General features: G+C 69.7%; 26 protein-coding genes and 1 tRNA gene. 17 read left to right on the top strand and 10 right to left on the bottom strand.

Translation table 11 applies throughout. From position 1 onward, the window contains the following. Nucleotides 1-27: 27 nt before the first annotated feature. Both ACEYYH_RS15130 and ACEYYH_RS15125 read left to right on the top strand, forming a co-directional pair. Nucleotides 28-1212, top strand: coding sequence for a DNA polymerase III subunit delta' (locus tag ACEYYH_RS15130; RefSeq protein ID WP_374975156.1), 1185 nt, complete (start codon nt 28-30; stop codon nt 1210-1212). After that, complete coding sequence (locus tag ACEYYH_RS15125; RefSeq protein WP_374975155.1) at nt 1209-2768, top strand: alpha/beta hydrolase; 1560 nt, start codon at nt 1209-1211, stop codon at nt 2766-2768. Before ACEYYH_RS15130 ends, ACEYYH_RS15125 begins: the two co-directional genes overlap by 4 nt. A 74-nt stretch (nt 2769-2842) precedes the next feature. Here ACEYYH_RS15125 and ACEYYH_RS15120 read toward each other — a convergent pair whose 3' ends face one another. The 3 genes from ACEYYH_RS15120 to ACEYYH_RS15110 all read right to left on the bottom strand — a co-directional run bounded on the left by ACEYYH_RS15120 (nt 2843) and on the right by ACEYYH_RS15110 (nt 5523). Continuing rightward, nucleotides 2843-3502: a methionine ABC transporter permease gene (locus ACEYYH_RS15120; protein WP_220289706.1), complete on the bottom strand. Its 660-nt coding sequence runs from the start codon at nt 3500-3502 to the stop codon at nt 2843-2845. Next, on the bottom strand, nt 3495-4532 hold the full coding sequence (locus ACEYYH_RS15115; RefSeq protein WP_374975154.1) for a methionine ABC transporter ATP-binding protein: 1038 nt from the start codon (nt 4530-4532) through the stop codon (nt 3495-3497). The genes ACEYYH_RS15120 and ACEYYH_RS15115 overlap by 8 nt, the downstream gene beginning before the upstream one ends. An 88-nt stretch (nt 4533-4620) precedes the next feature. Then, nucleotides 4621-5523 (bottom strand): MetQ/NlpA family ABC transporter substrate-binding protein, encoded by a 903-nt coding sequence (locus tag ACEYYH_RS15110; RefSeq protein WP_374975153.1) that lies wholly within the window; start codon nt 5521-5523, stop codon nt 4621-4623. Between the two features lie 258 nt (nt 5524-5781). Between ACEYYH_RS15110 and ACEYYH_RS15105 the strand changes: the two genes are divergently transcribed. Beyond that, nucleotides 5782-5854, top strand: a tRNA-Thr gene (locus tag ACEYYH_RS15105). 58 nt (nt 5855-5912) lie between these two features. Beyond that, entirely contained in the window at nt 5913-6308 is a 396-nt protein-coding gene (locus ACEYYH_RS15100; RefSeq protein ID WP_374975152.1) for a hypothetical protein, read from the top strand. A gap of 28 nt (nt 6309-6336) precedes the next feature. Here ACEYYH_RS15100 and ACEYYH_RS15095 read toward each other — a convergent pair whose 3' ends face one another. Then, nucleotides 6337-7293, bottom strand: coding sequence for an EamA family transporter (locus ACEYYH_RS15095; protein WP_374975151.1), 957 nt, complete (start codon nt 7291-7293; stop codon nt 6337-6339). 94 nt (nt 7294-7387) lie between these two features. Between ACEYYH_RS15095 and ACEYYH_RS15090 the strand changes: the two genes are divergently transcribed. The 6 genes from ACEYYH_RS15090 to ACEYYH_RS15065 all read left to right on the top strand — a co-directional run bounded on the left by ACEYYH_RS15090 (nt 7388) and on the right by ACEYYH_RS15065 (nt 12702). Then, the gene (locus ACEYYH_RS15090) at nt 7388-9769 is read left to right on the top strand and encodes an MMPL family transporter (protein ID WP_374975150.1); all 2382 of its coding nucleotides are present in this window, start codon (nt 7388-7390) and stop codon (nt 9767-9769) included. Then, nucleotides 9766-10356, top strand: a complete 591-nt coding sequence (locus ACEYYH_RS15085) for an isochorismatase family protein (protein ID WP_374975149.1) — start codon at nt 9766-9768, stop codon at nt 10354-10356. The genes ACEYYH_RS15090 and ACEYYH_RS15085 overlap by 4 nt, the downstream gene beginning before the upstream one ends. Continuing rightward, a complete protein-coding gene (locus tag ACEYYH_RS15080; protein ID WP_374975148.1) occupies nt 10349-11014 on the top strand; it encodes a DNA alkylation repair protein in 666 nt (221 codons plus the stop codon). Before ACEYYH_RS15085 ends, ACEYYH_RS15080 begins: the two co-directional genes overlap by 8 nt. Before the next feature lie 27 nt (nt 11015-11041). Next, complete coding sequence (locus tag ACEYYH_RS15075; protein WP_374975147.1) at nt 11042-11491, top strand: GNAT family N-acetyltransferase; 450 nt, start codon at nt 11042-11044, stop codon at nt 11489-11491. After that, the gene (locus ACEYYH_RS15070) at nt 11488-11790 is read left to right on the top strand and encodes a hypothetical protein (protein ID WP_374975146.1); all 303 of its coding nucleotides are present in this window, start codon (nt 11488-11490) and stop codon (nt 11788-11790) included. The genes ACEYYH_RS15075 and ACEYYH_RS15070 overlap by 4 nt, the downstream gene beginning before the upstream one ends. A 600-nt stretch (nt 11791-12390) precedes the next feature. Further along, entirely contained in the window at nt 12391-12702 is a 312-nt protein-coding gene (locus ACEYYH_RS15065; protein ID WP_374975145.1) for a hypothetical protein, read from the top strand. A 6-nt stretch (nt 12703-12708) separates the two neighbouring features. Here ACEYYH_RS15065 and ACEYYH_RS15060 read toward each other — a convergent pair whose 3' ends face one another. Together ACEYYH_RS15060 and ACEYYH_RS15055 are read right to left on the bottom strand one after the other, a co-directional pair. After that, complete coding sequence (locus ACEYYH_RS15060) at nt 12709-14154, bottom strand: serine/threonine-protein kinase (RefSeq protein WP_374975144.1); 1446 nt, start codon at nt 14152-14154, stop codon at nt 12709-12711. Nucleotides 14155-14350: 196 nt separating this feature from the next. After that, complete coding sequence (locus ACEYYH_RS15055; RefSeq protein WP_374975143.1) at nt 14351-15001, bottom strand: fasciclin domain-containing protein; 651 nt, start codon at nt 14999-15001, stop codon at nt 14351-14353. A 219-nt stretch (nt 15002-15220) separates the two neighbouring features. On the opposite strand from ACEYYH_RS15055, the gene ACEYYH_RS15050 reads away from it, so the two are divergent. The 7 genes from ACEYYH_RS15050 to ACEYYH_RS15020 all read left to right on the top strand — a co-directional run bounded on the left by ACEYYH_RS15050 (nt 15221) and on the right by ACEYYH_RS15020 (nt 21393). After that, nucleotides 15221-16942, top strand: a complete 1722-nt coding sequence (locus ACEYYH_RS15050; protein ID WP_374975142.1) for a cytochrome c biogenesis protein CcdA — start codon at nt 15221-15223, stop codon at nt 16940-16942. Nucleotides 16943-16975: 33 nt separating this feature from the next. Further along, complete coding sequence (gene sigK, locus ACEYYH_RS15045) at nt 16976-17578, top strand: ECF RNA polymerase sigma factor SigK (protein WP_374975141.1); 603 nt, start codon at nt 16976-16978, stop codon at nt 17576-17578. Further along, nucleotides 17578-18411, top strand: coding sequence for an anti-sigma factor domain-containing protein (locus ACEYYH_RS15040; RefSeq protein WP_374978240.1), 834 nt, complete (start codon nt 17578-17580; stop codon nt 18409-18411). The genes sigK and ACEYYH_RS15040 overlap by 1 nt, the downstream gene beginning before the upstream one ends. A gap of 115 nt (nt 18412-18526) precedes the next feature. Beyond that, nucleotides 18527-18874 (top strand): helix-turn-helix transcriptional regulator, encoded by a 348-nt coding sequence (locus ACEYYH_RS15035; RefSeq protein ID WP_045298308.1) that lies wholly within the window; start codon nt 18527-18529, stop codon nt 18872-18874. Nucleotides 18875-18933: 59 nt separating this feature from the next. Then, on the top strand, nt 18934-19341 hold the full coding sequence (locus tag ACEYYH_RS15030) for a VOC family protein (RefSeq protein ID WP_374975140.1): 408 nt from the start codon (nt 18934-18936) through the stop codon (nt 19339-19341). A gap of 106 nt (nt 19342-19447) precedes the next feature. Continuing rightward, a complete protein-coding gene (locus ACEYYH_RS15025) occupies nt 19448-20086 on the top strand; it encodes a DNA-directed RNA polymerase subunit beta (RefSeq protein WP_374975139.1) in 639 nt (212 codons plus the stop codon). 419 nt (nt 20087-20505) lie between these two features. Continuing rightward, nucleotides 20506-21393, top strand: a complete 888-nt coding sequence (locus ACEYYH_RS15020; RefSeq protein WP_374975138.1) for an aminodeoxychorismate lyase — start codon at nt 20506-20508, stop codon at nt 21391-21393. 57 nt (nt 21394-21450) lie between these two features. Here ACEYYH_RS15020 and pstB read toward each other — a convergent pair whose 3' ends face one another. The 4 genes from pstB to pstS all read right to left on the bottom strand — a co-directional run bounded on the left by pstB (nt 21451) and on the right by pstS (nt 25504). Continuing rightward, complete coding sequence (pstB, locus tag ACEYYH_RS15015; RefSeq protein WP_374975137.1) at nt 21451-22230, bottom strand: phosphate ABC transporter ATP-binding protein PstB; 780 nt, start codon at nt 22228-22230, stop codon at nt 21451-21453. A 31-nt stretch (nt 22231-22261) separates the two neighbouring features. Continuing rightward, a complete protein-coding gene (gene pstA, locus ACEYYH_RS15010; RefSeq protein ID WP_374975136.1) occupies nt 22262-23371 on the bottom strand; it encodes a phosphate ABC transporter permease PstA in 1110 nt (369 codons plus the stop codon). Nucleotide 23372: 1 nt separating this feature from the next. Beyond that, nucleotides 23373-24317 (bottom strand): phosphate ABC transporter permease subunit PstC, encoded by a 945-nt coding sequence (gene pstC / locus ACEYYH_RS15005; protein ID WP_374975135.1) that lies wholly within the window; start codon nt 24315-24317, stop codon nt 23373-23375. A gap of 74 nt (nt 24318-24391) precedes the next feature. Continuing rightward, nucleotides 24392-25504, bottom strand: a complete 1113-nt coding sequence (pstS, locus tag ACEYYH_RS15000) for a phosphate ABC transporter substrate-binding protein PstS (RefSeq protein WP_374975134.1) — start codon at nt 25502-25504, stop codon at nt 24392-24394. Between the last annotated feature and the right edge of the window lie 33 nt (nt 25505-25537).

The following is a 25537-nucleotide window of genomic DNA, read 5'->3' as shown; positions in this document are numbered from 1 at the left end:
TCCGACTCGGTGGCTAGGCTGGTCGGCATGGAGTCGGTCGCCGCTGTCGCTGGGGCGTCTCCCGCGGCGGACGACCAGGCGTTCCCCTGGGACGACGTGTGGGGGCAGCCTGACGCCGTCGCGGCGCTCAGGGAAGCAGCATCCGATCCCGCGTCGATGACCCACGCGTGGCTCATCACCGGGCCGCCCGGCTCCGGCCGGTCGACTCTCGCCCACGCCTTCGCGGCGGCGCTCATCGCCGAGCCCGGTGATGAGCGCACGATGCACCAGGTGCTCGCCGGCACCCACCCTGACCTCACGGCCCTGCGCACCGAGGGCGTCATCATCTCCATCAAGGACGCCCGGGCACTCGTCGAGCGGTCGTACTTCGCGCCCTCGCTCGGGCGGTACCGGGTCATCGTCATGGAAGACGCCGACCGCATGGCCGAGCGCACCTCGAACGTGCTGCTGAAGGCCCTCGAAGAGCCGCCCGAGCGCACCGTCTGGGTGCTGTGCGCGCCCAGCGACGCCGACCTGCTGCCGACGATCCGCTCGCGCGTGCGCACGCTGCGACTGCGAGAGCCCGACGTCGCCGACGTCGCCGACCTCATCGTTCGACGCAGCGGCGTCGACCCCGCGATCGCCGAGCAGTCCGCGCGGCACGCGCAGCGTCACATCGGCATGGCCCAGAGGCTCGCGACGGATGCTGCGGCCCGCACTCGCCGCGACGCCACGCTGCGCGGCGTGCTCGCGGTGCGCGGCGTGGGCGACGCGGTCGAGGTCGCCGGCGCGATCGTCGCCGCCGCCACCGACGACGCGAAGGCACTCACTGCGGAGCGCGACGAGGCCGAGCGCGCGGGGCTCCTGCGCACGCTCGGCATCGCCGAGGGCGGCGCGATCCCGCCCGCCGTGCGGTCGCAGCTCTCGGCCCTCGAAGACGAGCAGAAGCGCCGTGCCACGCGCAGCCTGCGCGACGGCATCGATCGCGTGCTCACCGACCTCGAGTCGATGTTCCGCGACGTGCTGCTGCTGCAGTTCGGGCGCGACACCGACCTCATCAACCGCGAGCTCGAGCCCGAGCTGCGCGCCCTCGCCACCGCGTGGACGCCCGAGCGAACGCTGACGGTCGTCGACCGCATCGGCGTCACGCGCGAGAACCTCGAACTCAACGCCGCGCCCGCACTGGCGCTCGAAAGCATGCTCGTCACCGTCGCGAGCGGAAGGATCCCGTGAACCCGACCCGACCCCGCCGACTTCGTCGCGCCTTCGCCGTCGTCGCCGGCCTGGTCGCAGCATCCGTGGTCCTGAGTGGCTGTCTGTCGGGGATGATCCCCGACGCGTCGCCCCGGCCGACGTCGAGCAAGGCGGCCGATACCGACGGCGTCGCCGAGAACCTGCTGCCCTATTACGAGCAGACGCTCGATTGGTCCGTCTGCAACGAGACGTTCGACTGCACCACGGTGACGGCGCCCCTGGACTGGACCGATCCGTCGAAGGGCGACATCGAGCTGTCGGTGATCCGCAGCCGCGCCGAGGGCACCACCGAGCCCATCGGATCCCTGCTGACCAACCCGGGCGGGCCGGGCGCGAGCGGCGTCGCCCTCATCCGGGACTCGGTGTCGTTCGCGGTCAGCGACCCCGTGCGGCAGCAGTTCGATGTCATCGGCTTCGATCCGCGCGGCGTGGGCGAGTCGACGTCGGTGACCTGCTACGACGCGGGCGACATGGACGCCTATCTCTACGACATCCCGGAGAACCCTCGGGGAACGGATGCCTGGACCGACGAGCTTCTCGAACGGCACCAGGACTTCGGCGCGGCCTGCGACGAGAACAGCGACGGCATCCTGCCGTACATCACGACGGAGAACGCCGCCCGTGACATCGATCTCATCCGAGCGGTGCTCGGCGATACGCAGCTGAACTACCTCGGCTATTCCTACGGCACCTTCCTCGGAGCGACCTACGCCAAGCTTTTCCCCGACAAGGTGGGGCGTCTCGTGCTCGACGGTGCGATCGACCCGTCGATCTCCGGGCTGGATGTCGGCATCACCCAGGGCGTCGGGTTCGAGTCGGCGTTGCGCGCGTACATGGCGGACTGCCTGACGGACGACGAGTGCCCCTTCCGCGGCACGGTCGACGAGGCCATGGCAGACCTGGGCGCGCTCCTGGCGAGCGTCGACCGGGACCCCATCCCGAACGCCGACGGCCGCATGCTCGGCGCGGACTCCCTGATGACCGCGATCGTCGCCGCCCTGTACTCCCAGGACAGCTGGGACTACCTCACGATGGCCCTCACCGACGTTCTGCAGGGCAATGCCGACGTCGCGTTCCAGCTCGCCGACTTCTACAACAACCGTCAGGACGGCGCGTACCTCGACAATCAGACCGAGGCCTTCCGCGCCTACAACTGCATGGACTACCCGGTCGATGCGACCGAGCAGGAGGAGGCCGACGCGACGGCGCTCCTCGAGGCCGAAGCGCCGACGGTGGCGCCGTACTGGCAGGGTCCCGACCCGTGCGAGGTCTGGCCGTATCCGCCCACCGGCGTGCGCGAGCCCATCACCGCCCAAGGCGCGGCGCCGATCGTCGTGGTCGGCACGACGAACGACCCCGCGACCCCCTACGAGTGGTCGGTGTCGCTGGCCGATCAGCTCTCATCCGGCGTCCTGGTGACGCGCGTCGGCGAGGGCCACACCGGCTACAACAAGGGCAACTCGTGCGTCGACTCCGCGATCGAGACCTACCTGCTCGACGGCACGCCCCCGGAGGACGGCCTGCGCTGCGAGTGAGCCGCCGATGACAGAAGGCGGATGCTGCGACCTCGGGTCGCGGCATCCGCCTTCCGTCATCCGGGGTGCGGGCGTCAGCGGCGCAGCACGCGGCGGGCGAGCGCATTGCCGAGGAACTGCACGAGCTGCACGATCACGATGATCACGAGCACCGCGGCCCAGGTCACGGCCGGGTTGAACTGCTTGAACCCGTACACGATCGCGAACTCGCCGAGTCCACCCGCCGCGACGGCACCGGCGATCGCAGTCATGTCGACGAGGGCGACGACGATGAACGTGTAGCCGAGGATGAGCGGGCCGAGCGCCTCGCGGGGGAGCAGGCGCAGGAGGATCCGCGAGCGGCTCGCGCCCGTGGCGCGGGCGGCCTCGATCACTCCCGGCCGGACCGTGAGCAGGTTCTGCTCGACGATGCGGCTGATCGCGAACAGTGACGCGATGGTGATCGCGAAGATCCCGAACTCGGGGCCGATGCCGGGGATGCCGAGGCTGCGGGCGATCGGCTGCACGGCGGCGAGGAGGATCACGAAGGGGATCGGCCGGAAGAAGTTCACGATGACGTTGATCGTGCCGAACAGGAACCGGTTGGGGAACAGGCTCCCGGGCCGGGTCGCGTACAGGGCGAGGCCGACGAAGAGTCCGGCGATGCCACCGAAGACGAGGCTCAGCGACACCACGTACAGCGTCTCGGCCGTTGCGGCCCACAGCTCCGGGAGAAGGTCGACGAGTCTATCCACGCGCGTCCTCCTCGATGAGCGCCGCGAACGCCGAGGCCGCGTCGATGGCCTGCTGCACCGCATCCGTCTCTCCGGTCAGGGCCAGAGTGAGATGCCCGAACACGCGGCCGCCGATGTCGTTGATGCCGCCGTGCACGAGCTCGAAGCGCACGCCGTGCGACGAGAGTGCCGCGAAGACGTCGGCCTGCGTGACGTCGCCGTCGCGGATCGTGAACGTCACGATGCGCCCGGGGTGCCGGTCGCGCAGGGTGCGCAGCTGGTCGCCGGCCGGGACGTCCTCGATGATGCTCGCGACGAACCGACGTGTGGCGGCGTGCTGCGGCGCCGACAGGACGTCGAACACAGCGCCGCTCTCGATGATGCGGCCGTTCTCCATCACGACGACGCGGTCGGCGAGCGTGCGGATGACGTCCATCTCGTGCGTGATGACGAGGATGGTCACGCCGAGCTCCTCGTTGATGCGCTTCAGGAGCGCGAGCACCTCCTGCGTCGTGTCGGGGTCGAGGGCGCTCGTCGCCTCGTCCGCCAGGAGGATGCGCGGGTTGGTCGCGAGGGCGCGGGCGATGCCCACACGCTGCTTCTGACCGCCCGACAGCTGCTCGGGATAGCTCTTCGCCTTGTCGGCGAGCCCGACGAAGCGCAGCAGTTCGTCGATGCGCGCGGCGATCTCGGCGCGCGGACGGCGGGCGACCTCGAGCGGATACGCGACGTTCTTCGCGACCGTGCGGGAGTCGAAGAGGTTGAATTGCTGGAAGATCATGCCGATGTCGCCCCGCAGTTCGCGCAGTTCGCGCTCGCGCAGGCGCGTGATGTCGCGGCCGTCGATCTCGACAGTGCCGGCGGTCGGCGTCTCCAGCGCGTTCACCAGCCGCAGCACGGTGCTCTTGCCGGCGCCGGAGTAGCCGATGATGCCGCACACCTCGCCGGCGGCGACGTCGAGCGACACGTCGTCGACCGCGGCGACGGGTGCGGCGTCCTTGGTGGGCGGCGGGAAGGTCTTTGTCACGCCGGTCAGGCGGATGAGGGTCATGGGTGCTCCTCAGCGGAACGCGCGTGTGCGGCCCGCGCGCACAAGGCGCCGACGGGCCGCACAGGCGAATGCCGCGGTGTGGCGGGCGTTAGGAGTTGGCGCGGATATCGTCCTCGACGTCGGTGAGCGACGTGACGAGCTCGTCCACCGGGGTCTTCACGAGCACCGCGGTGCCGCCCGACGCCTCGACGACGCCGTCCAGGACATCCTGCGTGTTCTGGTAGATCTCGACGAGCTTGAGGTAGGTCGGGTTGTCGGCGTCCTCAGCCTTGGCCGCGAAGATGTTGATGTACGGGAACGCGGTGGGATCAGTCGGGTCATCGGTGGCGATGGCGTCCTCGGGGGTGAGGCCCGCGTCGGCGAGGAAGTCGTTGTTCACGATCGCCGCGGCGACGTCGGGAAGCGAGGTCGCGGTGAACGCGGCGTCGAGCGCCTCGACCTTGACCTTCGACTCGGGCAGCACGTCGGCGACGGTCGAGAAGACCGAGCCGCCGTCCTTGAGCTCGATCAGACCCGCCGACTGCAGCACCAGAAGGCCGCGCGCCTGGTTCGACTCGTCGTTGGGGACGGCGACCGTGGAACCGTCGGGGATGTCGTCGGCGGACTCGTACTGCGACGAGTACAGGCCGAGCGGGTAGATCGCCGTGGCGCCGATCGGCTGCAGGTCGTCGTCGCTCTGCACGTTGTAGGTCGCGAGGTAGATGATGTGCTGGAACTGGTTGAGGTCCAGCTCGCCCGCCGAGAGGGCGGGGTTCGGCTGCGTGTACTCGCTGAAGTTGACGAGCTCGACCTCGATGCCCTCGTCCGCCGCGGCCTCCTTGTAAGTCTCCCAGTACGGGTCGCCGGAGTCGACGACGCCGATGCGGACGACCTCGTTCTCGTCGGAGGCGCCGGCGGCAGCATCCGTTCCGGTCCCGGCGCAGCCGGCGAGGAGGAGGGCGAGAGGAAGCGCGAGTGCCGCCGCTGCGGTGAGCTTCTTGGACGTGGACATGTGAGTGCTCCTGTGGATCGAGGCCCGTCTCGGGCTTGTGACCGCGCGCACGATCCACGGACCGCGCACGCTTCGTCGCGGACCGGGATCGAACCTACGTGGGCTCTCCGGGCATCCCGAAACCTGGCCGTAACACGTCGACACCGAGTCCGCCGCAGAGTGGGATCGGGTCCGGGACGGATGCCTTGCCCGCGGTGGTTCGCGAGCGCCCTCGAGACCCTGTAAGATCGTTGCTTGTGCGTCGCGCAAGCGAGGCCCGCCACCTTAGCTCAGTCGGCAGAGCGAATCACTCGTAATGATTAGGTCAAGGGTTCGATTCCCTTAGGTGGCTCAGAATCGGAACGGCCGCGGACAGCGGCCGTTTTCCGTATCCGAAGGACGGTGATGCGGTGTCTCAGGCGGTCGACGCGCTCGCCGAGATCTTCTCGTGGATCGGGTTCGGCGTGGGTGCGCTCCTCGCGGGCGTCGCCCTGATCATGTACCTCTTCGACGGCACCTGGCTGCCGGTGCGCGCCGTCGTCGAGAACGGCCCCGACGGCCGGCTCGTCCGCTGGTTCGACGAGGACGGCGGCGTCGGCGAGGCGCACCTCACGCACGAGCAGGATCACCACATCGGCGACGCCGACATGGCCGACATCTTCGTGCGCCGCGGGTCGCGGAATCGGATGCGGCTGACCCAGGGTTCTCCCGCCGTGCGCGCGGTCGCGCGCCTCGCGATCGGGATGCTCGCGCTCGGTGTGGTGGCGCTGGTCACGTCGCTCGTGATGCTCTTCGTGCGCGGCTGACCCCACCGCGCGACGGGCGCGCCAGACCCTACGCGACGGCCAGCATCCCGCCCGCGACGAGGGCGAGGCCGAGGCCTACCCACTGCACCGCCGCGACCCGTTCGCGCAGCACGATCGCCGCCAGCAGGATCGTGCCGGCGGGGTAGAGCGCGGTGAGCGCCGACACCACCGCGAGGTCGCCCGTGCGCAGCGCGAACAGCGCCAGAGCGTTCGCGGCGGCATCCGTGATTCCGCACGCGATCGCCAGCCACCATGCCTCACGCGTGGTCGCGATGACGCTCCCGACCCCCGTGGTCGCGTGCTCCAGGTCGGCGTGCCCGCTGGGCGTCGCGCCGAGCGGGAGCCCTGCGACGGCGAACACCGAGCGCGCACGCTCGCCGCGGTGCACGGCGGCCAGGGCGAGCGCACCGACGATCGCGCACGTGACCACCCCGCTCGTCGCGCGGCTCGTCACCAGCGGCACCAGTCCGCTGTCATCGGAGGTCTGATCGAGCACGACGAGGAACGCGCCGATCGCGAGGCCTGCCCCGACCGCCATGGCGAGGCCCCGGGCGCTCGGCCGGACGATCTTCTCGCCGGGGATGAAGCCCACCAGCACGACCGCGACGAGCGCCACGCCGAGTCCGGCGTACCCGATCGGTGCGAGCGCATCGCCGTTCACGAGCAGCCCCCACAGCATCGGCCCGACGGCGGAGACCACGGCGGTCAGCGGCGACAGGATGCTCATCGGGCCGATCGCGAGGCAGGCGTACAAGAGCGCGATCGCGACCACGCTGACCACGCCGCCGAGCACGCCCCACGCCACGTCGGGTGCCGTCCACGCTCCACTGAACAGCGGCTGCGCGACGAGCAGCGCCGCGAGTCCCGAGAGTGCGGCGACCGCCGTCACGACGATCGATCGCAGCCGCCGGGCGGCGAGGCCGCCCAGGAAGTCCGCGGAGCCGTACACGATGGCACCCACCAGGGCGATGACGGCGGAGAGCATCGCGACTCAGCATAGGAGTGTGCAGCAGCGAATCCCTCCGAGGACCGCATGTCAAGTGTCGAAGAGAAGTCAATTCGCTAGATAAGCTAGCGATATGACCTCGCCTCACCACGCGACCCGTCGCCCCTCGGGCTGGCTGCGGATCGGCATTCCCGCCCTCCTGGTCCTCATCTGGCTGACTGTCGGATCCATCGGCGGTCCGTACTTCGGCAAGGTCGACGAGGTGTCGAGCAACGACCGCTCCTCGTTCCTGCCCGAGAGCGCCGACGCCACCCAGGTCAACGAGCGGCTCGCGGACTTCCTCGGCGGCGACAGCATCCCCGCGGTGGTTGTCGTTACGGGCGACGGCGAACTGTCGGAGGACGACATCGCCGACGTGCAGACGCTCGCCGACGACATCGCCGAGGTCGAGGGCGTGCAGGAGGACGTGTCGCCGCCCATCCCATCCGACGACGGCGAGGCTGTGCAGATCTTCGTGCCGATCGACGCCGCGGGCGAGGTGGGGCCGACCGTCGAGGAGATCCGCTCGCTCGTCGCCGAGGACCTGCCATCCGGGCTCGAAGGCTGGGTCGCCGGCCCTGCCGGCTTCACCGCCGACCTGGTCGAAGGATTCCGCGGCATCGACGGCCTGCTGCTCGGCGTGGCGCTGATCGCCGTCTTCCTCATCCTCGTGATCGTCTACCGCTCGCCGCTGCTGCCGATCCTCGTTCTGCTCACCTCCGTCTTCGCTCTCTGCGTGGCGCTCCTCACGGTGTGGTGGCTCGCGTACGCGGGCATCGTGGTGCTCAACGGCCAGGTGCAGGGCATCCTCTTCATCCTCGTGATCGGCGCGGCCACCGACTACGCGCTGCTGTATGTCGCCCGCTTCCGGGAGTCCATCGCGAGCGGCATGAGGAAGTGGGATGCCACGACCGCGGCGTGGCGTGGATCGTTCGAGCCGATCCTGGCCTCCGGCGGCACGGTGATCGCCGGCCTCCTCTGCCTCCTGCTGTCGGACCTCGCGACCAACCGTGCGCTGGGGCCGATCGCGTCCATCGGCATCGCCTTCTCGATGCTGTCGGCGCTGACGTTCCTGCCGGCGCTGCTCGCCCTGTGCGGCCGCGCAGCGTTCTGGCCCTTCATCCCGAAGCAGCCGCTCGCGATGATCCCCGACGATCTCACTCAGCCGGTCAGGGGCTTCTGGCCGCGGCAGGCGCGCTTCGTCGCGCGGAACGCGCGCATCGTGTGGATCGCGTGCACCATCGTGCTGCTCGCCGGTGCCGTCGGCATCACACAGCTGAAGGCCGACGGCGTGCCCACGAGCGATCTCGTGCTCGGCGCGTCCGAGGCTCGCGACGGTCAGGACGTGCTCGCCGAGCATTTCCCGGCGGGCTCCGGCTCGCCCGTCTACGTCATCGCGCCCGAAGAGGACCTCGCCGACACCGCCGAGGTGCTGGCGGCATCCGACGGCGTCGATTCGGTGGCGGTCGCCTCGGAGGATTCGCCCACCGGACAGGCAGCGGTGGAGGTCGAGGACGGCGAGCCCGTGTTCACAGCCGTCGGCCCGCCGGGTACGCCCGTACCCGAGCCGACCGTCTCGGAGGGCGACGTGCTCGTGATCGGCACGCTCACGGATGCTGCCGACTCCGTCGCGGCGGAAGACACCGTGCGTGAGCTCCGCGCCGACCTCGACGATACGCTCGGCGCGGGGACCGCGATCGTCGGCGGCGAGACCGCGACCGACATCGACACCAACGACACGTCGATCCGTGATCGCACCGTCATCATCCCGGTGATCCTGGCGGTGATCCTCGTGATCCTGATGCTGTTGCTCCGGTCCCTGCTCGCGCCGGTGCTGCTCATCCTCACGGTCATCCTGTCCTTCGCGACGGCGCTCGGTGTGAGCGCGCTCGTCTTCAACGAGGTGTTCGGCTTCCCCGGAGCCGACCCTTCGGTCCCGCTGTTCGGGTTCGTGTTCCTCGTGGCGCTCGGCGTCGACTACAACATCTTCCTGATGTCGCGCGTGCGCGAGGAGTCGCTCGTCCACGGCACGAGACCGGGCATCCTCCGCGGCCTCGTCGCCACGGGCGGGGTGATCACGTCGGCCGGACTCGTGCTCGCCGCCACTTTCGCGGCGCTCGGCGTGATCCCGATCCTGTTCCTCGTGCAGATCGCGTTCATCGTGGCCTTCGGCGTGCTGCTCGACACGTTCATCGTGCGGTCGCTGCTGGTGCCGGCGCTCTCTTACGACATCGGCAAGGCGATCTGGTGGCCCTCGAAGCTGTGGCGGCGTGATACCGGCGCTGCGCCGGGCAGCAACTCCGCCTCGAACGCGCCGGCCCCGCCCGACACGCCCACTGCAGCAGCACCCACGGCGCAATCGGGCGGAGTTGCGGCTCACGACGAGCCGCTCCCGGTGGACATCGCCCCCGGGCTCGTCGCCGGCGACGGGCACCCCCTCACCCGGGAGGAGTACAGGCGTACTCTCGAACCATGAGCAAGGCGCTGTTCATCGTCGACGTCCAGAACGACTTCACCGAGGGAGGTGCGCTCGCCGTTGAGGGCGGGGACGCCGTCGCGCAGCGCATCTCGGAGTTCCTCGTCACGCACGCCGAGGAGTACGCCCTGATCGTCGCCTCGCGCGACTGGCACCACGCCGAAGGCGACAACGGCGGGCACTTCCACCCGGAGCCCGACTTCGTCGACACGTGGCCGGTCCACTGTGTCAGCGGCACCGAGGGCGCCGAGTACGACCCCGGCCTCGACACGACGGCGGTGACCCACCACGTCAAGAAGGGGCAGGGAAAGCCCGCGTACTCGCTGTTCGAAGGCACCACCGATGACGGCGTCACCGTCGCGCACCTCCTCGAGGAGCACGGCGTGGTCGACGTCGACATCGCCGGCATCGCCACCGACTACTGCGTGCGCGCGTCGGCCCTCGACGCCATCGAGCACGGCCGCCACGTCCGCATCCTCACCGACCTCATCGCCGGGGTCGCGGCCGAGTCCAGCGATGCCGCGCTCGCCGAGCTCGCGCACGCAGGCGCCGAACTGCGACCATCCGGGCTCGAGGGCGGTGACTGAGCGCGGGGCGCTGACCGCCGAGGGTGTCCGTGCGGCGCTCGAGAGCGCAGCATCCGTCGACGAACGCGCCAAGATCGAGCGGCGCATGACCGACCCGCGCACCCAGGTGATCGGCGTGCGCATGGGCACCGTGTTCGACATCGCGAAGGCGAATGCACGGATGCCGCTCGCCGAGGTCGACCGGCTGCTCGACTCCGACGGGTACGAGATGCGCATGGTGGCGGTGTCGATCCTCGACTTCCAGGCGCGAACGAAGGGCGTCGACCGTGCGGCGCTGTACGAGCTGTGGATGCGGCGGCTCGACCGCATGGACACGTGGGACTTCATCGACCGATCCGCACCGCGCGTGGTCGGGCTGTACCTGCTGGACCGCCGGCGCGACGTGCTGTTCGAGCTCGCGCGTTCCGACGACCGCTGGCATCGCCGCACGGCGATCACCGCGGCGTTCTCGATCATCCGTGCGGGCGACCTCGATGACCCTCTCGCGCTCTGCGAGATCCTCGCGGACGACCCGGAGCACCTGGTGCAGACGAACGTGGGCGTCGCGCTCCGTGAGATCGGGCGGGTCGACCCTGCCCGGCTGGAGGAGTTCGTCGCACGACGCGGCGACGACCTCAGTGCGCACGCGCGGCGCACGGCCCGCGTCGCCCTCGCCTGAGGCGGGCGACCCGCTACTGTCGGGTTCGTGACCGAGATCCGTCCCCTCGCCCCCGCCGACCGAGACGCCTGGCTTCCGCTCTGGCACGGCTACATCGAGTTCTACGAGTCCGAGGTGTCGGACGAGCAGACCGCCCTGACGTGGAACCGCCTCCTCGATCCGCAGTTCCCGATTCACGGGGCGGTCGCCACGGGTGACGGCGGCCGTGCCATCGGTTTCGTGCACTGGCTCACGCACGCTGCCACGTGGTCGGCGGCGCCGTACGTCTACCTCGAGGATCTCTTCGTCGCGCCTGACACCAGGGGTACCGGTGCCGGGCGCGCGCTCATCGCCCACGTGACCGACTGGGCACGGGAGCACGACGCGGCGAAGGTGTACTGGCTCACGCAGGAGACCAACGCCACCGCGCGGGCGCTCTACGACCGCGTCGCGACGCACACCGGGTTCGTTCACTACGAGATCGCGCTGGGGCGATGAGCGCCGCAGCCCCGACCGAGCGGAGCATCGGCGACCTCGTCGCCACGCTGCTGCTGATCGGATTCTCGGTCGGCGCCGCGGTGGTGCTCTTCTTCGTCTCGCTCGTGTGGGCGATCGGCAACCATGACAACACGGTCGCGATCGTGCTCGGCGGCTACCTGCCGCTGGCCCTCGCAGTGGTCGGCGCGGTCGCCGGCATCGTGGCGCTGTCGCGGAAGCATCGCGCGTTCTGGTACCCGCTGATCGCCCTCGTGCTCAGCATCGCCCTCTGGGTCGTCGCGGCCTCGATCGCCCGCTGAGCGCGCGGGATGGCGTGCCGGATCACGGTGTGGTGCCCCCACAGGGACTCGAACCCTGGACCCACGGATTAACCTGCTGCACTGAGTTTCCCCAGCCACCGTTTCCGGCTTGCAGTCTGGACTATATCTTCACCTTCGGCCGTGCCGGTCAGGTGCGCCGCGTGTAGTCTCTGAGGTTCCCTTGCGGTTACCTGCTGATTACCCAATCCCAGAGGATTGTCACTGCCGTCTCCGGCGAGTACCTCGGGCTCTCAGGGCGTCCCAGCATATAGCGGCGGTCATCCGACGCATTTCTGCGCCGGCGCTCCATTTATTGTGTTGAAGTCCGTTGCTCTAACCAACTGAGCTATAGGGGCGTCTCCACCCTAGCAACGCAACGCGGCTGCGCAGGACGTCGGTGCCCAGCTTTACGCTCAGCACGGGACCGGGAATCAGGGAAGGGCTGCCGACATGGGAAAACTCTGCGGCACGTGCCGACGATGGAAGCCGCTCGGCGAGTTCAATCGCAAGTCGTCGCGTCCGGATGGACTTCAAGAGGTTTGTCGCGAGTGTAACCGAGAGGCGTCCCGCGCCTACTACGCGCGCAATCGAGAACGCCATGTGCGAACCATCGTCGAGCGCACGGCCCAGCGCCGGATCGAATCGAAGGCGTTCCTTGTGCGGTATCTGCGGGGGCATTCCTGCGTCGACTGCGGAGCCGCGGATCTTCGCGTGCTCGACTTCGATCACAGGCCGGGGACTCAAAAGCGCAAAGACGTGATGGCGATGGTGAAGGAGGGCTTCAGCCTGGCGAAGATCGTGGAGGAGATCGCCAAATGCGATGTCAGGTGTCGCAACTGCCACGCGATCGCGACTCTCGAACGTTGCGGGCCGAACTGGCGGTCGGATGCGATGCGCCAGGCGGACTGCTAGCGCGAATCAGCCGTTGCGGTTCCCGTTGCCTTTGCCGCTGTTGCTTCCGGGGCCGTTGCCGTTGCCGTTGCCGTTGTTGTTGCCGGGACCGCTGTTGTCGCTCCCGCCCGAGCCGGTCTCGGCCGGCGGCACGTCCTCCGACGGGGCCTGCTCATCGGGCACAGTCACGGGTACCTCCTCGGCCGGAGCTTCCTCGGCCGGTGCGGGCGAATCCTGCTCCTCCACCACGGGTGACGTGGGTGCCGGCTCGGGCTCAGCCGACCAGACGTTCGACAGCCACAGGGTACCGAGAGCGAGCAAGACGGCGAGCAGCGCCGCGATGACGATCCCGATCACCAGCGCACGACGGGTCGGGCGGACCCGCTCGTCCTCGTCCGACGGCACGAGGGATGCACCGGTGTCCATCACCGTCGTGGCTCCCACAGCGGCGGCGGCCATGCGGGCGTCGCGGCGAAGGGCTCCGCTCCCGCTCCCGCCCGTGCCCTGTGGCGCCGGCGTCGGCAGCGCGGGGGAGAAGACCTGGGTAGGGGCGGTGACAGGCGTCGCAACGGGAGTCGCGACCGGAGCGGTCGACGGGTCGGCCTTCTCCCGCGCGAGGGTGTTCTCCATCGCGGCCAGGCGTGACGCGGCGGTGACGACCTCGAGCGCGGTGGGCCGGTCCGCGGGGCGGATCGCCGTCATCCCGCGCAGCAGCCCCTGCCACGACGGGTGGAGGGACTCCGGGATCTCGGGCGCCGCCGAAAGCCGCGCCATCACCGTGCCGATGCCCTCGGCCTCGCCGAACGGGCGTTCACCGGTCAGCGCCTCGATGAGGAGCAGGCCGAACGCATAGATGTCGGCGGGCGGCGAAGGCGCGACTCCTCGCGCCTGCTCCGGCGCGACGTATGCCATCGTGCCCACGATCACGCCCGGTGTCGTCACGCGGGCCGAATCCATCAGATAGGCGATGCCGAAGTCCGCCAGCTTCGCGCGCCACTCCCATCCGGGCCGCGGCGAAGACCACAGCAGCACGTTCGAGGGCTTGATGTCACGGTGCACGACCCCGTGATCGTGCGCGACGTGCAGCCCTTCGGCGATGTCGATCGCGATGGAGGCGACCACGCGGGGATCGACGGGTCCTCGTGCGATAAGGTCGCGCAGCGTGATGCCGTCGACGAGCTCCATGACCAGATAGCTCGTCTCATCCGTGCCGACGCGGGCATCGAAGACGGTGACGAGGGAGTGATGGCTGAGAGAGGCGAGCAGCGTCGTCTCCGACAGCGCGCGCTCGACGGATCCGATGGCGTCGGTGGGCTCACGGAAGACTTTCACTGCGACCGCACGCTGCAGATGCAGGTCGTCGGCGCGGTAGACGCGGGCCATGCCGCCCTCGCCGATGCGTTCGCGGAGCAGGTACCGATCGTCGAGGAGCTCGCCGGTGGAGAGCTCTCCGGACGCGAGCAGGTCAGTCACATGTCCTCCCACCCGATGCTCGTACCCCTCCGGCGCCGCACCGGGCCTGCATCTACGGTACGGACGATGCCCCTGGCGAACCGAGGGCTTGACGGGGCCCCGCCCACGTGCAAGCGCGTGCAACGAGGTCGCCGGCGCTCCCCACGGCGCCGGCGGCCTCGTCCCCCCGTGCAAGCCGGCCCAAGCCGGCTCTCGGTCACTGTGCCGGAGGCATCAGGACCGCGTCGATGAGGTACACCGTCGCATTGGCGGTCTGCACGCCGCCGCAGATCACGGTGGCGTCGTTCACCATCCACATGTCGCCCTCGCCGGTGACCTCGAGGTCGGCACCCTGCACTGTCGTGTGGGTGCCCGCGATGTCGGCCGGCTCGATCCGGCCCGGCACCACGTGGTACGTGAGGATCGACGTCAGCGTCGCGGTATCGGTCTTCAGCGACTCGAGGGTGGCGGGATCGAGCGCGGCGAACGCGTCGTCCACGGGCGCGAACACGGTGAACTCGTCGCCGTTCAGCGTGTCGACGAGGTCGACCTCGGGGTTGAGCTGTCCGCTCACCGCGGCGGTGAGCGTCGTGAGCATCGGATTGTTGGATGCTGCGACCGCGACCGGGTCCGCCGACATGCCCTCGATCGAGCCGTCGCCGTCCGGCACGGCCTCGGCGTAGGCGGCGCAGCCGGGGCCGACGAGGTCCGCGGCGGGATCGGCCGTCATCGGCTCCTCGCTAGTCTCCACGGAGGGTGTCGTGGGTTCTGCGGTCGTTCCACCCATCGAACAGGCGGAGAGCGCGAAGGTCGCGGCGACGGCGAGCATCAGCCCTGCCGACACGCGCTTCCGGGTGATGCGAGACATGTCTTCCTCCTCTACGCGGTCCTGGGACCGCGGTCTGTGTCCCCGGTGCGGGGAGCGTGCCGCGGGAGCGGCTACACGGACTGTTCGGAGGGGTCGCCCGTTCGGATTGCAGATCGGGCGGAACGGATGCTGCGGCCCGGTGCCGCAGCATCCGTTTCCGGTGTCCGCAATCCGAATGCGGAGTGGGCGCGAACAACCCTCGACGCACGAGGGGGACGCATGGAGCTCGTCATCATCGGTCTGCTGGGCGGACTCATCACGGGGATCTCGCCGTGCATCCTGCCGGTGCTGCCGGTCATCTTCCTCACCGGCGGAGCGCAGTCGGCGCGGATGGACGGGGACGCGAAGCCTGCGTCGCGCTGGCGCCCGTACCTCGTGATCGCGGGGCTGATCACGAGCTTCACGCTCGTGACGCTGCTCGGCTCGCTGCTGCTGGGTGCGCTCGGTCTGCCGCAGGACGTGCTCCGGTGGGCAGGCATCGCGGTGCTTGTGCTGATCGGCGTCGGCCTTCTCGTCCCGCGGTTCGAGCAGGTGCTCGAGAAGCCGTTCCAGAAGCTCGCGCGTCGCACCGAGGTGCAGAACCGGGGGAGCGGATACGGCGTCGGGCTCGCCCTCGGCACCGTGTTCGTGCCGTGCGCCGGACCGGTTCTCGCCGCGATCATCGTCGCGGGGTCGACGGGGCGGATCGACGCCGGCACGGTCGTGCTCACGGTCTCGTTCGCGGTCGGCGTCGCCGTGCCGCTGCTCTTTTTCGCGCTCGCGGGTCGCGGCCTCGTCGAACGCATCCGCGCGTTCCGCACGCGCGAGCGCGGGCTGCGCATCGCCGCAGGGATCGCGATGCTCGCGCTCGCCGTCGGTCTCGTGTTCAACGTTCCGCAGCTGCTGCAGCGGCTCGTGCCCGACTACACCGCGGGGATTCAGCGCGATCTGACCGACAGCCCCGACGCGCGGCGCGCGCTCGATCTCGGCGGCCTCGTCACCGACGAGAACAAGGACCTCGACCGGTGCACGAACGGCGCGGCAGAGCTCGAGTCGTGCGGAACCGCCCCGAGCATCCGTGGCATCGAGGCGTGGCTCAACACGCCGAACGGTGACGCGGTCGATCTGGACGACCTGAGAGGCGAGGTCGTGCTGATCGACTTCTGGGCGTACTCGTGCATCAACTGCCAACGAAGCATTCCACACGTCGTCGCGTGGGACGCCGCCTACCGCGATGCGGGTCTGCGCGTGATCGGCGTCCACTCGCCCGAGTACGCCTTCGAGAAGGACGCGGGCAACGTCGCGGCGGGTGCCCGAGACTTCGGGATCACCTATCCGGTCGCGCTCGACAACAGCCTCTCGACCTGGACGAACTACCGCAACCGCTACTGGCCGGCGCATTACCTGATCGACGCGGAGGGTACGGTGCGCCACATCGCGTTCGGCGAGGGGAACTACGCCGCGACCGAGAAGCTCATCCGTGAACTGCTCGCCGACGCCGACCCTGAGGTCGCGCTGCCCGACCCCACCGAGGTCGCCGACGAGACGCCCGACGCCGGCACCCGGACGCGTGAGACGTTCCTGGGCTCCTCCAAGGACGTGAATTACGGCGGCGACGGCGCCTATCGTGCGGGTGAGGGCGACTACGCCCTCCCGGCGGCACAGCCCGAAGACTCGTTCGCGCTGGACGGCTCATGGCGCATCGAGTCGCAGTACGCCACGCCGTCGGGCGACGACGGCGGCAGCATCCGTCTCCGCTTCCATGCCGAGGAGGTGCGCATGGTGCTCGCCGGCGAGGGGGAGGTGCGCGTGCGGCTCGACGATGGGCGCGAGACCACCGTGACCGCCTCGGGGACGCCTCGCTCGTACGCCGTCGCGGAGGATGCGGGCGACGGAGAACCCCACGTGCTCGCCGTCGAGGTGTCGCCGGGGGTCGAAGTTTACTCGTTCACGTTCGGCTGAGGCCACGGCGGGTCGGGGGGAGGTGCGTAAGGCATGCTGGTGGACATGGTGATCGACGGAATCGACGTGCCCGAAGACGGCACCGAACCCGTGGACCACATCGGGTCGCTGCTGCAGCGTGTCGCCGGTGGCGACCAGACAGCATTCGCCCGCGTGTACGACATGCTCTCGCCGCGCGTCTTCGGTCTGATCCTGCGCGTGCTCGTCGACCGGGCGCAGAGCGAGGAGGTGCTGCAGGAGGTCTTCCTCGAAGTGTGGCAATCCGCTGCGCGGTTCGCTCCGAACAGAGGTCAGGGAAGATCGTGGGTGCTCACGATCGCGCACCGCCGGGCGGTCGACCGGGTGAGGTCGTCGCAGGCGTCGAGTGATCGTGACGTGCGCGCAGGATTCCGGGACCTCGACGTCGCCCACGACGGGGTCTCCGAGCAGGCCGAGCTGCGCATCGAAGGCGAGAAGGTGGCGGCAGCGCTGTCGGCGCTCCCCGATGCGCAGCGGGAGGCGCTGACCCTCGCGTATTACGGGGGTTACAGTCAGAGCGAGATCGCAGCCCTGGTCGGGGCGCCTCTGGGGACGATCAAGACGAGGATGCGGGACGGCCTGTCCCGCCTGAGGGCAGAGATGGGGGTGACCGCGTGATGGACGAGAAGGAGTTCGCCGAGCTCGCCGCCGGCGCTGCCCTGAACGCGCTGTCGCCCGCCGACCGCGCAGCCTTCGACGCCGCCCGCCGGGAGCACCCCGAATGGGAGCACTGGATCGAGACGGATGCTGCCACCGCCGCGGCGCTCGCCGACACCGTCTCCGATGCCGTGCCTCCGCTGACGCTGCGCTCGACACTGCTGTCGCGCGTGGCGACGACCCCGCAGCTGCCGGCGATGGATGCCGCGGTGGCCGCCACCGCCGAGCCCGTGGACCGCTGGACGCCCGCCCCGGTGCCCGCCCCCGACCGATCCGGCGAACGTTCCGCGGTCGAACCGCCCCCGCCGACGGCCGTGATCCAGGCGGTGTCGCGGCGCCGCTGGACCCGCGGCATCCTGACGCTCGCCGCCTCGATGGTGCTGCTCGTCGCGCTGGGCCTCGGGGCCGTGCAGATCAACGAGTACATGAACCGTCCGGCCGAGGTGGTCGCGTTGCAGCAGATCGAGGATGCCCCGGATGCCCAGTCGGCGACCGTCGACATCGCCGACGGCGGCTCGGCGACGGCGCACTGGTCGGAGTCGGTCGGGAAGGTCGTGCTCGTTTCGCAGGGGCTGCCGCAGATCGCCGACGACGAGAGCTTCGAGCTCTGGTTCGTGCGCGAAGGAACCGCGGTTCCGGCCGGAGTGTTCGAGCCGACGGACGGGACGACCACGGCGCTGCTGGAGGGCGCGGTGGAGCCCGGCGACGTGATCGCGGTCACGGTCGAGCCCCAGGGCGGCTCGCCGACGGGGGAGCCGTCGAGCGACCCGATCGTGGCGATCCCGACCGCCTGACGCCCTGCGACGTCGCCGATCCCGGTAGCGTGAGGCCGTGGCATCCGCCCCCCAGAAGACCCAGACGACGCAGTCGACCCAGACCCTCGCGCACCTGCGCCGCGCGCGCGACCTCATGGACCGCGACTACGCGCAGCCGCTCGACGTGCCCACGATGGCGACCAAGGCTCTCATGTCGCCCGCGCACTTCTCGCGCGAGTTCAAGGCCGCGTACGGCGAGACCCCGTACGCGTACCTGATGACACGGCGCATCGAACGCGCCATGGCCCTGCTGCGCGAAGGCATGTCGGTGACGGATGCCTGCACCGCGGTCGGTGCGACCTCCCTGGGCTCGTTCAGCTCGACGTTCACCGAGATCGTCGGAGAGACGCCGAGCTCGTACCGTTCGCGGCCGCATGACGCCGCCGAGGCGATGCCGCTGTGCGTCGCGAAGATCCTCACGCGCCCGACCCGGTACGCCTGATCAACAACCGAGCAGGATCGGAGAAGCGCCCGTCGCGCCGCCGCCGTAGCGTGGCAGCCATGACGAACATCGCCCTGGCATACAGCCCCATCACCGTCGACGACGTCGACGCCGCCATCCCCTTCTACCGCGACGGACTCGGCCTCGAAGTCGTCAACGACGTCGCGTACGACGGTCACCGCTGGGTGAGCTTCGGGTTCCCCGGTCAGCCCGGACTGTCCCTCGTCGTGTCGGACCCGACCGCGGGCCGCTCGCCCGAGGACGGCGACGCGCTGCAGCGTCTCGTGGTGAAGGGCTCCGGCCCCGGACCCTATGTGTTCACCACCTCCGACCTCGACGCCACGTTCGAGAGGCTGCGCGCCTTCGGCGCCGAGGTGCTGCAGGAGCCCAAGGAGCAGGGCTGGGGTCCGCGCGACGCGGCATTCCGCGACCCGGCGGGCAACCACATCCGCATCAACCAGGTCTGAGCGGGTCGGGGTCATGTGCCTGCCGTGGGTGGCTGCGATGAGGCGCAGGTCCGAGCGCGAGCCCGAGCGCGAGCCTGTGCTCGCGGCGGCGAGTAGCCTGGACGGAATGAGCGATTCGTCCAGGGAGTTCCACAAGCCCGTCCGCCGGCCGGCCGAACTCTTCGACCGGGTGTTCGCCGCGGACGACCCGGCCGAGGTCTCCCGTGTCGCGCACACGACCGCGCACGCCCTGCTCGCCCGCGTGCGGGCCGACCCCGACGGTTCCGTCGTGGACCGGCTCGTCGCCTTCACCGACGAGCACGGCATCGACGACCTCGCCGAGCTGTGGTCGCGGTCGCCCGCGAAGACGCTTCCCGGCGCGCTGTGGCGGCTGTACCTCGTGCAGCTCATGATCCACGACGACCCGCGCACGGCCGCGCTCCTCTACGAGCGCGGCCGTGCCGAGCTCCCCTCCGCCGACGACGTGGTGGCCGGCGCACCGTCGCCGGCCGGGCCGGACGAGCTCGTCGCGTTGGTCGACACCATCCTGCGCGGACTCTTCGAGGGCGACTTCGCCGTCGCCCTCGATCGCGCGGCGGCCTTCTGCCGCGTGCAGGCGTCGGGCGCCACGCATGTCGCGGACGACTACGAGGCGACCGAGCCCGAGCGTGCCTCCGCGTTCACCACGCGTGCCCTGCGCCTCTCGGACTACGCCGCCGACCTCACGGCCTGCGCGGCTCTCTGGCGCCGCGACTCCCTCACCTGACATACCTCGGTCCCCGAGCCTCCGACCCGGCGGCGATTTTGGCGACTCGCCAGAATGCGCGGCGATCGCGCGGTACTTTGGCGACTCGCCAGAGTGTACTTTCGCGGCGGACGAAGGCAGGTTTTGGCGACTCGCCAGAATGTGAGGCGATCGCTCGGTCTTCTGGCGACTCGCCAGAATATGGTTTCGCGGCGACGGGGCGCGGGTTCTGGCGACTCGCCGGAATGCACGGCGATCGCTCGCGACTTCGGCGACTCGCCAAAATCGGCGCCGGGCATGAGAGTGCCGGGCCGCAGAACGCCTCTCGGCGCGGCGCCGCTCGAAGCGGCAAATTTTGGAGCCCGGGGTTACTGCGGCCCGGCCGATCCAGTGTAACCGAGTCCGCGGGCGTGGCATTCCCGAGCGCCTAAGCTCGGGGCATGGCCTTGCGTTTCGCGCTCGTGATCGAGCCCGCGGCATCCGATGATCCCCGTCCGGACTTCTCCGACTCGTTCCGCGTGATCGATCCGTCCGCCCCGGCGCTGAGCGTGGGCGAGCTGAGCACGCAGCGCGGCGACGGCATCTTCGAGTCGATCGGCGTCGTCGACGGCCACGCGCAGGAGACCGAGGCGCACCTCGAGCGACTCGCGCACTCCGCGCGGATCTGCGACCTCCCGGCCCCGAACCTCGAGCAGTGGCGTCAGGCCGTCGTCATCGCCGCCCAGCACGCGCCGAGCGAGGGCGAAGGCGTCATCAAGCTCATCCTCAGTCGTGGGGTCGAGCACGGCCCCGCGCCCACCGCATGGGTGACGGCGACGGCCGCCGCCGACAACTCGGCCGCGCGTGAGAAGGGCATCCGGGTCGTCACGCTCGACCGCGGGTACGGCATCGACACCCCGGCGCGGGCGCCGTGGCTGCTCCTCGGCGCCAAGACCCTCTCGTACGCCGTCAACATGGCCGCGATCCGCGAGGCGAAGGGCCGCGGCGCCGACGACGCGATCTTCGTGACGTCCGACGGCTTCGTGCTCGAGGCGCCCACGGCATCGCTGATCCTCCGCATCGACGGGCGCTTCGTCACGCCGGCGCCCAACGGCGGCATCCTCCACGGCACGACGCAGCTGAGCCTGTTCTCCCACCTCGAAGAGCACGGGCACGAGACACGCTACGAGGTCGTTCCTACGAGCGCATTGGGCGAAGCGGATGCCGCGTGGCTGGTGTCGAGCGTCCGGCTCGCGGCTCCGATCACGGCGATCGACGGCGTCGAGGTGCCCGTCGACGCGGAGCTCACCGCATCCTTCAATCGGTATCTGCTGAGCCCGCGCGACTGATCGCAACGACGAAGCCCCCCGCCGCGTGGCGAGGGGCATCGTTCCGAGCGGGTGCGATCAACCGAAGCGGCCCGAGACGTAGTCCTCGGTGGCCTGGACGGACGGCGTCGTGAAGATCGTCTTCGTCTCGTTGTACTCGATGAGCTTGCCGGGCTTGCCGGTGCCGGCGATGTTGAAGAACGCCGTCTTGTCGCTCACACGCGAGGCCTGCTGCATGTTGTGCGTGACGATGACGACCGTGTAGTCGTTCTTCAGCTCGCCGATCAGCTCCTCGATGGCGTACGTCGAGATCGGGTCGAGGGCTGAGCACGGCTCGTCCATCAGGATGACCTCGGGCGAGACGGCGATCGCGCGCGCGATGCACAGACGCTGCTGCTGACCGCCCGACAGGCCCGAGCCGGGCTTGTCGAGGCGGTCCTTGACCTCGTTCCAGAGGTTGGCGCCCTTCAGCGACTTCTCGACGAGCGCGTCGGAGTCCGACTTCGACATCTTCTTGTTGTTGAGCTTCACGCCCGCCAGCACGTTCTCCTTGATGGACATCGTCGGGAACGGGTTGGGGCGCTGGAAGACCATGCCGACCTGACGGCGCACGAGCACGGGGTCGACGTTGGCGCCGTAGAGGTTGTCGCCGTCGAGCAGCACCTCGCCCTCGACGCGCGCGCCGGGGATGACTTCGTGCATGCGGTTGAGGGTGCGCAGGAACGTCGACTTGCCGCAGCCCGAGGGGCCGATGAAAGCGGTGACGCTGCGCGGCTCGATGTCGAGCGAGACGCCCTCGACGGCCAGGAAGTCGCTGTAGTAGACGTTGAGGTCGTTGACTTCGATGCTCTTGGACATGATTCCTGTCAGTTCTTTCGGGTGTGGATGCTCAGCGGCCGAGCTTCGGCGAGAAGACCTTCGCGACGATGCGCGCGATCAGGTTGAGGAGCATCACGAGGACGATGAGGATGAACGCGGCGGCCCACGCGCGGTCGATGTAGGCCTGCGCGGGGATGCCCTGGTTCATGTACTGCGAGTACGCGAACACCGGGAGCGTCATCATGCGGCCCTCGAACAGGTTGTAGTTCATCGAGGTCGCGACGCCGGCGGTGAGGAGCAGCGGTGCGGTCTCGCCGATCACGCGGGAGATCGAGAGCATGACGCCCGTCGTGATGCCTGCGATCGAGGTGGGCAGCACGACCTTCGAGATCGTGCGCCACTTCGGCACGCCGAGCGCGTACGACGCCTCGCGCAGCTCGTTCGGTACGAGACGCAGCATCTCCTCGGTGGAGCGGACGACCACCGGGATCATCAGCACCGACAGGGCGATGGAGCCCATGATGCCCATGCGGATGCCGGGACCGAAGATCAGGGCGAAGACCGCGTACGCGAACAGACCGGCCACGATCGACGGGATGCCCGTCATGACGTCGACGAGGAAGGTGATGCCGCGGCTGAGGCGACCGCCGCGCCCGTACTCGACGAGGTAGATGGCGGTGAAGATGCCGATCGGGATCGAGATGACGGCCGCCGCGAGCGTGATCAGCACGGTGCCGACGATCGCGTGCAGCGCGCCGCCGCCCTCGCCGACGACGTTGCGCATCGAGGAGCTGAAGAACTCGGCGGACAGGCCCGCGACGCCGTTGACGACGACGGTGATGGCCACCGACACGAGCGGGACCATTGCGATGAGGAACGCGATCGTCACGACACCGGTCACGAGACGGTCGACGCCCTTGCGGCGGCCCTCGACGAGCGACGAGATGACTGTGACGAGCACCAGGTACAGCAAGCCGGCCACGACGGCCCAGCCGGCCAGGCTGAAGCCGTCGCCGGATCCCATGGCGACGATCGCGAACAGCATGGCGCTGGCCACGAGGCTGCCGATGAGGATGGCCCAGGGCGCCCAGACGGGCAGGTGGCCGCTGGTCAGGCGGGGCGTCTCGCGCACCGGTGCAGCCGTCTGCGGCGGCTGAGGAGGAGCGGTCGTCACGGTCATGTCAGTTCGCTCCCGAGAATTCCTTGCGGCGGCTGACGATCCATCGGGCGATGGCGTTGACCGCGAAGGTGACGATGAAGAGGATGAGGCCCGTCGCGATGAGGACGTTGATGTTGAGGCCGTAGGCCTCGGGGAACGTCAGCGCGATGTTGGCGGGGATCGTGCCCGGGTTCTCCGAGGTGAAGAGCTGGAAGGTGACCACGTTGGCGACCGAGAGCACCATGGCGACCGCCATGGTCTCGCCGAGCGCACGGCCGAGGCCGAGCATCGAGGCCGAGACGATGCCGCTGCGGCCGAAGGGGAACACGGCCATGCGGACCATCTCCCAGCGCGTCGCGCCGAGGGCGAGCGCCGCCTCCTCGTGGAGGACCGGCGTCTGGAGGAAGATCTCGCGGCAGATGGCGGTGATGATCGGGACGACCATGACAGCGAGGACGATCGCGGCGGTGAAGATCGTGCGGCCGGTGCTCGAGACGCTGCCGCTGAAGAGGGGGAACCAGCCCATGTTCGCGTTGAGCCAGGCGTACACCGGCTGGACGGCGGGGGCGAGCACGAGGATGCCCCACAGGCCGAAGACGACGGAGGGCACCGCGGCCAGCAGGTCGACGACATAGCCGAGGCTCTGCGCGAGGCGGCGCGGTGCGTAGTGCGAGATGAAGAGGGCGACCGACACCGCGAGCGGCACGGCCATCAGGAGCGCCAGGAACGACGCCCACACGGTGCCGAACGCGAGCGGCCACACGTACTCCCAGAAGTTCCCCGAGAGGATGCTGGCGGTCTCGCTGGTAGCCGTGAGGCCGGGGATCGACTGGATGATGAGGAAGATCGCGACGGCGGCGAGCGTGACGAGGATCATCACGCCGGCGCCGAGCGCGGTTCCCGAGAACCAGCGGTCGCCTGGCCGCTGCTTGACCTTGCCCGTCGCGGGGGCGGTCGTCGTGGTCATGGTGTCCTTCTGGATTCGGGTCTCAGGGTGACACCCGGCCCGGTCGTCGTGCGACCGGGCCGGGTATCGGGGTCTTACTCGACGACGATCAGGTCGATCGCGGCGTTGACCTGCTCGCGCAGCGCGTCCGAGATCGGCGCGTTGCCGGCGGAGGCGGCGGCAGCGTCCTGGCCCTCGGCGCTGGCCACGTACGTCAGGTAGCCCTTGACGATCGGCGCGACGGCCGCGTCGGCGTACTCCTGGCACGCGATCATGTAGCTGACGAGGACGATCGGGTACACACCCTCGGCATCCGAGGTGCGGTGCAGCTCGATCGCGAGGTCGCCCTCGCCACGGCCGTCCTCGAGGGGCGACTCGTCGACGATCGCGGCAGCGGCCTCGGGCGAGTACTCGACGAACTCGTCGCCCACCTGGATGGCGGCGGTCGACAGCCCCTCCTCGGCGGCGCGCGACGCGTCGGCGTAGCCGATGGTGCCGTTGCCGCCCGCGACGGCCGAGACGACACCCGAGGTGCCCTGCGCGGCCTCACCGCTGGAGAGCGGCCACACGCCGTCGGGCTCGTAGGTCCACACGTCACCGGCGGCCTGGAAGAGGTAGTCGGTGAAGTTCTCGGTGGTGCCCGAGTCGTCGGCGCGGTGCACCGGGGTCACGGCCAGGTCGGGGAGGGTCGCGTCGGGGTTGAGCGCGGCGATCGCCGGGTCGTTCCAGTTCGTGATGGTGCCGGCGAACAGGCCCGCGGCGGTGGCGGCGTCGAGGTTGAGCGAGTCCACGCCCTCGACGTTGAAGATGATCGCGATCGGCGAGATGTAGGTCGGGAGCTCGATGATGCCCGAGCCGTCGACGCACGAGTCGAACGGGCCGGCCTCGATCTCCTCGATCTTGAACGCACGGTCGGAGCCCGCGAACGGGAAGGCGCCCGCCTGGAAGGACTCGCGGCCCGCGCCCGAGCCGGACGGGTCGTAGTTGATCGTGACGTCGGGGTTGGCCGTCTGGAAGCCGGCGGTCCAGGCCTGAACCGCGACCTCCTGCGCCGACGAGCCGCCGCCCGAGATCTCGCCGGAGAGGTCCGACGCGGCCGTGGTCTCGTCGGTCGTGCCGCCGGGGGTCTCGTTCGAGGCGCAGCCGGCGAGAGCGAGAGCCGCGACTGCGGCGACAGCGCCCACCTGGGCGATGCGAGAGATCTTCACTGTGTGAATCCTTCACGTGTCAGGGAAACAGGC

Source organism: Microbacterium trichothecenolyticum, from assembly GCF_041938625.1.
Lineage (GTDB): Bacteria > Actinomycetota > Actinomycetes > Actinomycetales > Microbacteriaceae > Microbacterium > Microbacterium trichothecenolyticum_D.
Note: the sequence above shows the minus strand (reverse complement) of the source record. Positions and strands in the feature narration are given on the sequence as shown.

Bases quoted from the DNA above. Each gene is read 5' to 3' on its own strand.
- ACEYYH_RS15130 (WP_374975156.1), top strand. From the start codon at position 28: ATGGAGTCGGTCGCCGCTGTCGCTGGGGCGTCTCCCGCGGCGGACGAC.
- ACEYYH_RS15115 (WP_374975154.1), bottom strand. From the start codon at position 4,532: ATGACCCTCATCCGCCTGACCGGCGTGACAAAGACCTTCCCGCCGCCC.
- ACEYYH_RS15110 (WP_374975153.1), bottom strand. From the start codon at position 5,523: ATGTCCACGTCCAAGAAGCTCACCGCAGCGGCGGCACTCGCGCTTCCT.
- ACEYYH_RS15095 (WP_374975151.1), bottom strand. From the start codon at position 7,293: ATGCTCTCCGCCGTCATCGCCCTGGTGGGTGCCATCGTGTACGGCTCC.
- ACEYYH_RS15090 (WP_374975150.1), top strand. From the start codon at position 7,388: ATGACCTCGCCTCACCACGCGACCCGTCGCCCCTCGGGCTGGCTGCGG.
- ACEYYH_RS15085 (WP_374975149.1), top strand. From the start codon at position 9,766: ATGAGCAAGGCGCTGTTCATCGTCGACGTCCAGAACGACTTCACCGAG.
- ACEYYH_RS15070 (WP_374975146.1), top strand. From the start codon at position 11,488: ATGAGCGCCGCAGCCCCGACCGAGCGGAGCATCGGCGACCTCGTCGCC.
- ACEYYH_RS15055 (WP_374975143.1), bottom strand. From the start codon at position 15,001: ATGTCTCGCATCACCCGGAAGCGCGTGTCGGCAGGGCTGATGCTCGCC.
- ACEYYH_RS15050 (WP_374975142.1), top strand. From the start codon at position 15,221: ATGGAGCTCGTCATCATCGGTCTGCTGGGCGGACTCATCACGGGGATC.
- sigK (WP_374975141.1), top strand. From the start codon at position 16,976: ATGCTGGTGGACATGGTGATCGACGGAATCGACGTGCCCGAAGACGGC.
- ACEYYH_RS15040 (WP_374978240.1), top strand. From the start codon at position 17,578: ATGGACGAGAAGGAGTTCGCCGAGCTCGCCGCCGGCGCTGCCCTGAAC.
- ACEYYH_RS15035 (WP_045298308.1), top strand. From the start codon at position 18,527: ATGGACCGCGACTACGCGCAGCCGCTCGACGTGCCCACGATGGCGACC.
- ACEYYH_RS15030 (WP_374975140.1), top strand. From the start codon at position 18,934: ATGACGAACATCGCCCTGGCATACAGCCCCATCACCGTCGACGACGTC.
- ACEYYH_RS15025 (WP_374975139.1), top strand. From the start codon at position 19,448: ATGAGCGATTCGTCCAGGGAGTTCCACAAGCCCGTCCGCCGGCCGGCC.
- ACEYYH_RS15020 (WP_374975138.1), top strand. From the start codon at position 20,506: ATGGCCTTGCGTTTCGCGCTCGTGATCGAGCCCGCGGCATCCGATGAT.
- pstB (WP_374975137.1), bottom strand. From the start codon at position 22,230: ATGTCCAAGAGCATCGAAGTCAACGACCTCAACGTCTACTACAGCGAC.
- pstA (WP_374975136.1), bottom strand. From the start codon at position 23,371: ATGACCGTGACGACCGCTCCTCCTCAGCCGCCGCAGACGGCTGCACCG.
- pstC (WP_374975135.1), bottom strand. From the start codon at position 24,317: ATGACCACGACGACCGCCCCCGCGACGGGCAAGGTCAAGCAGCGGCCA.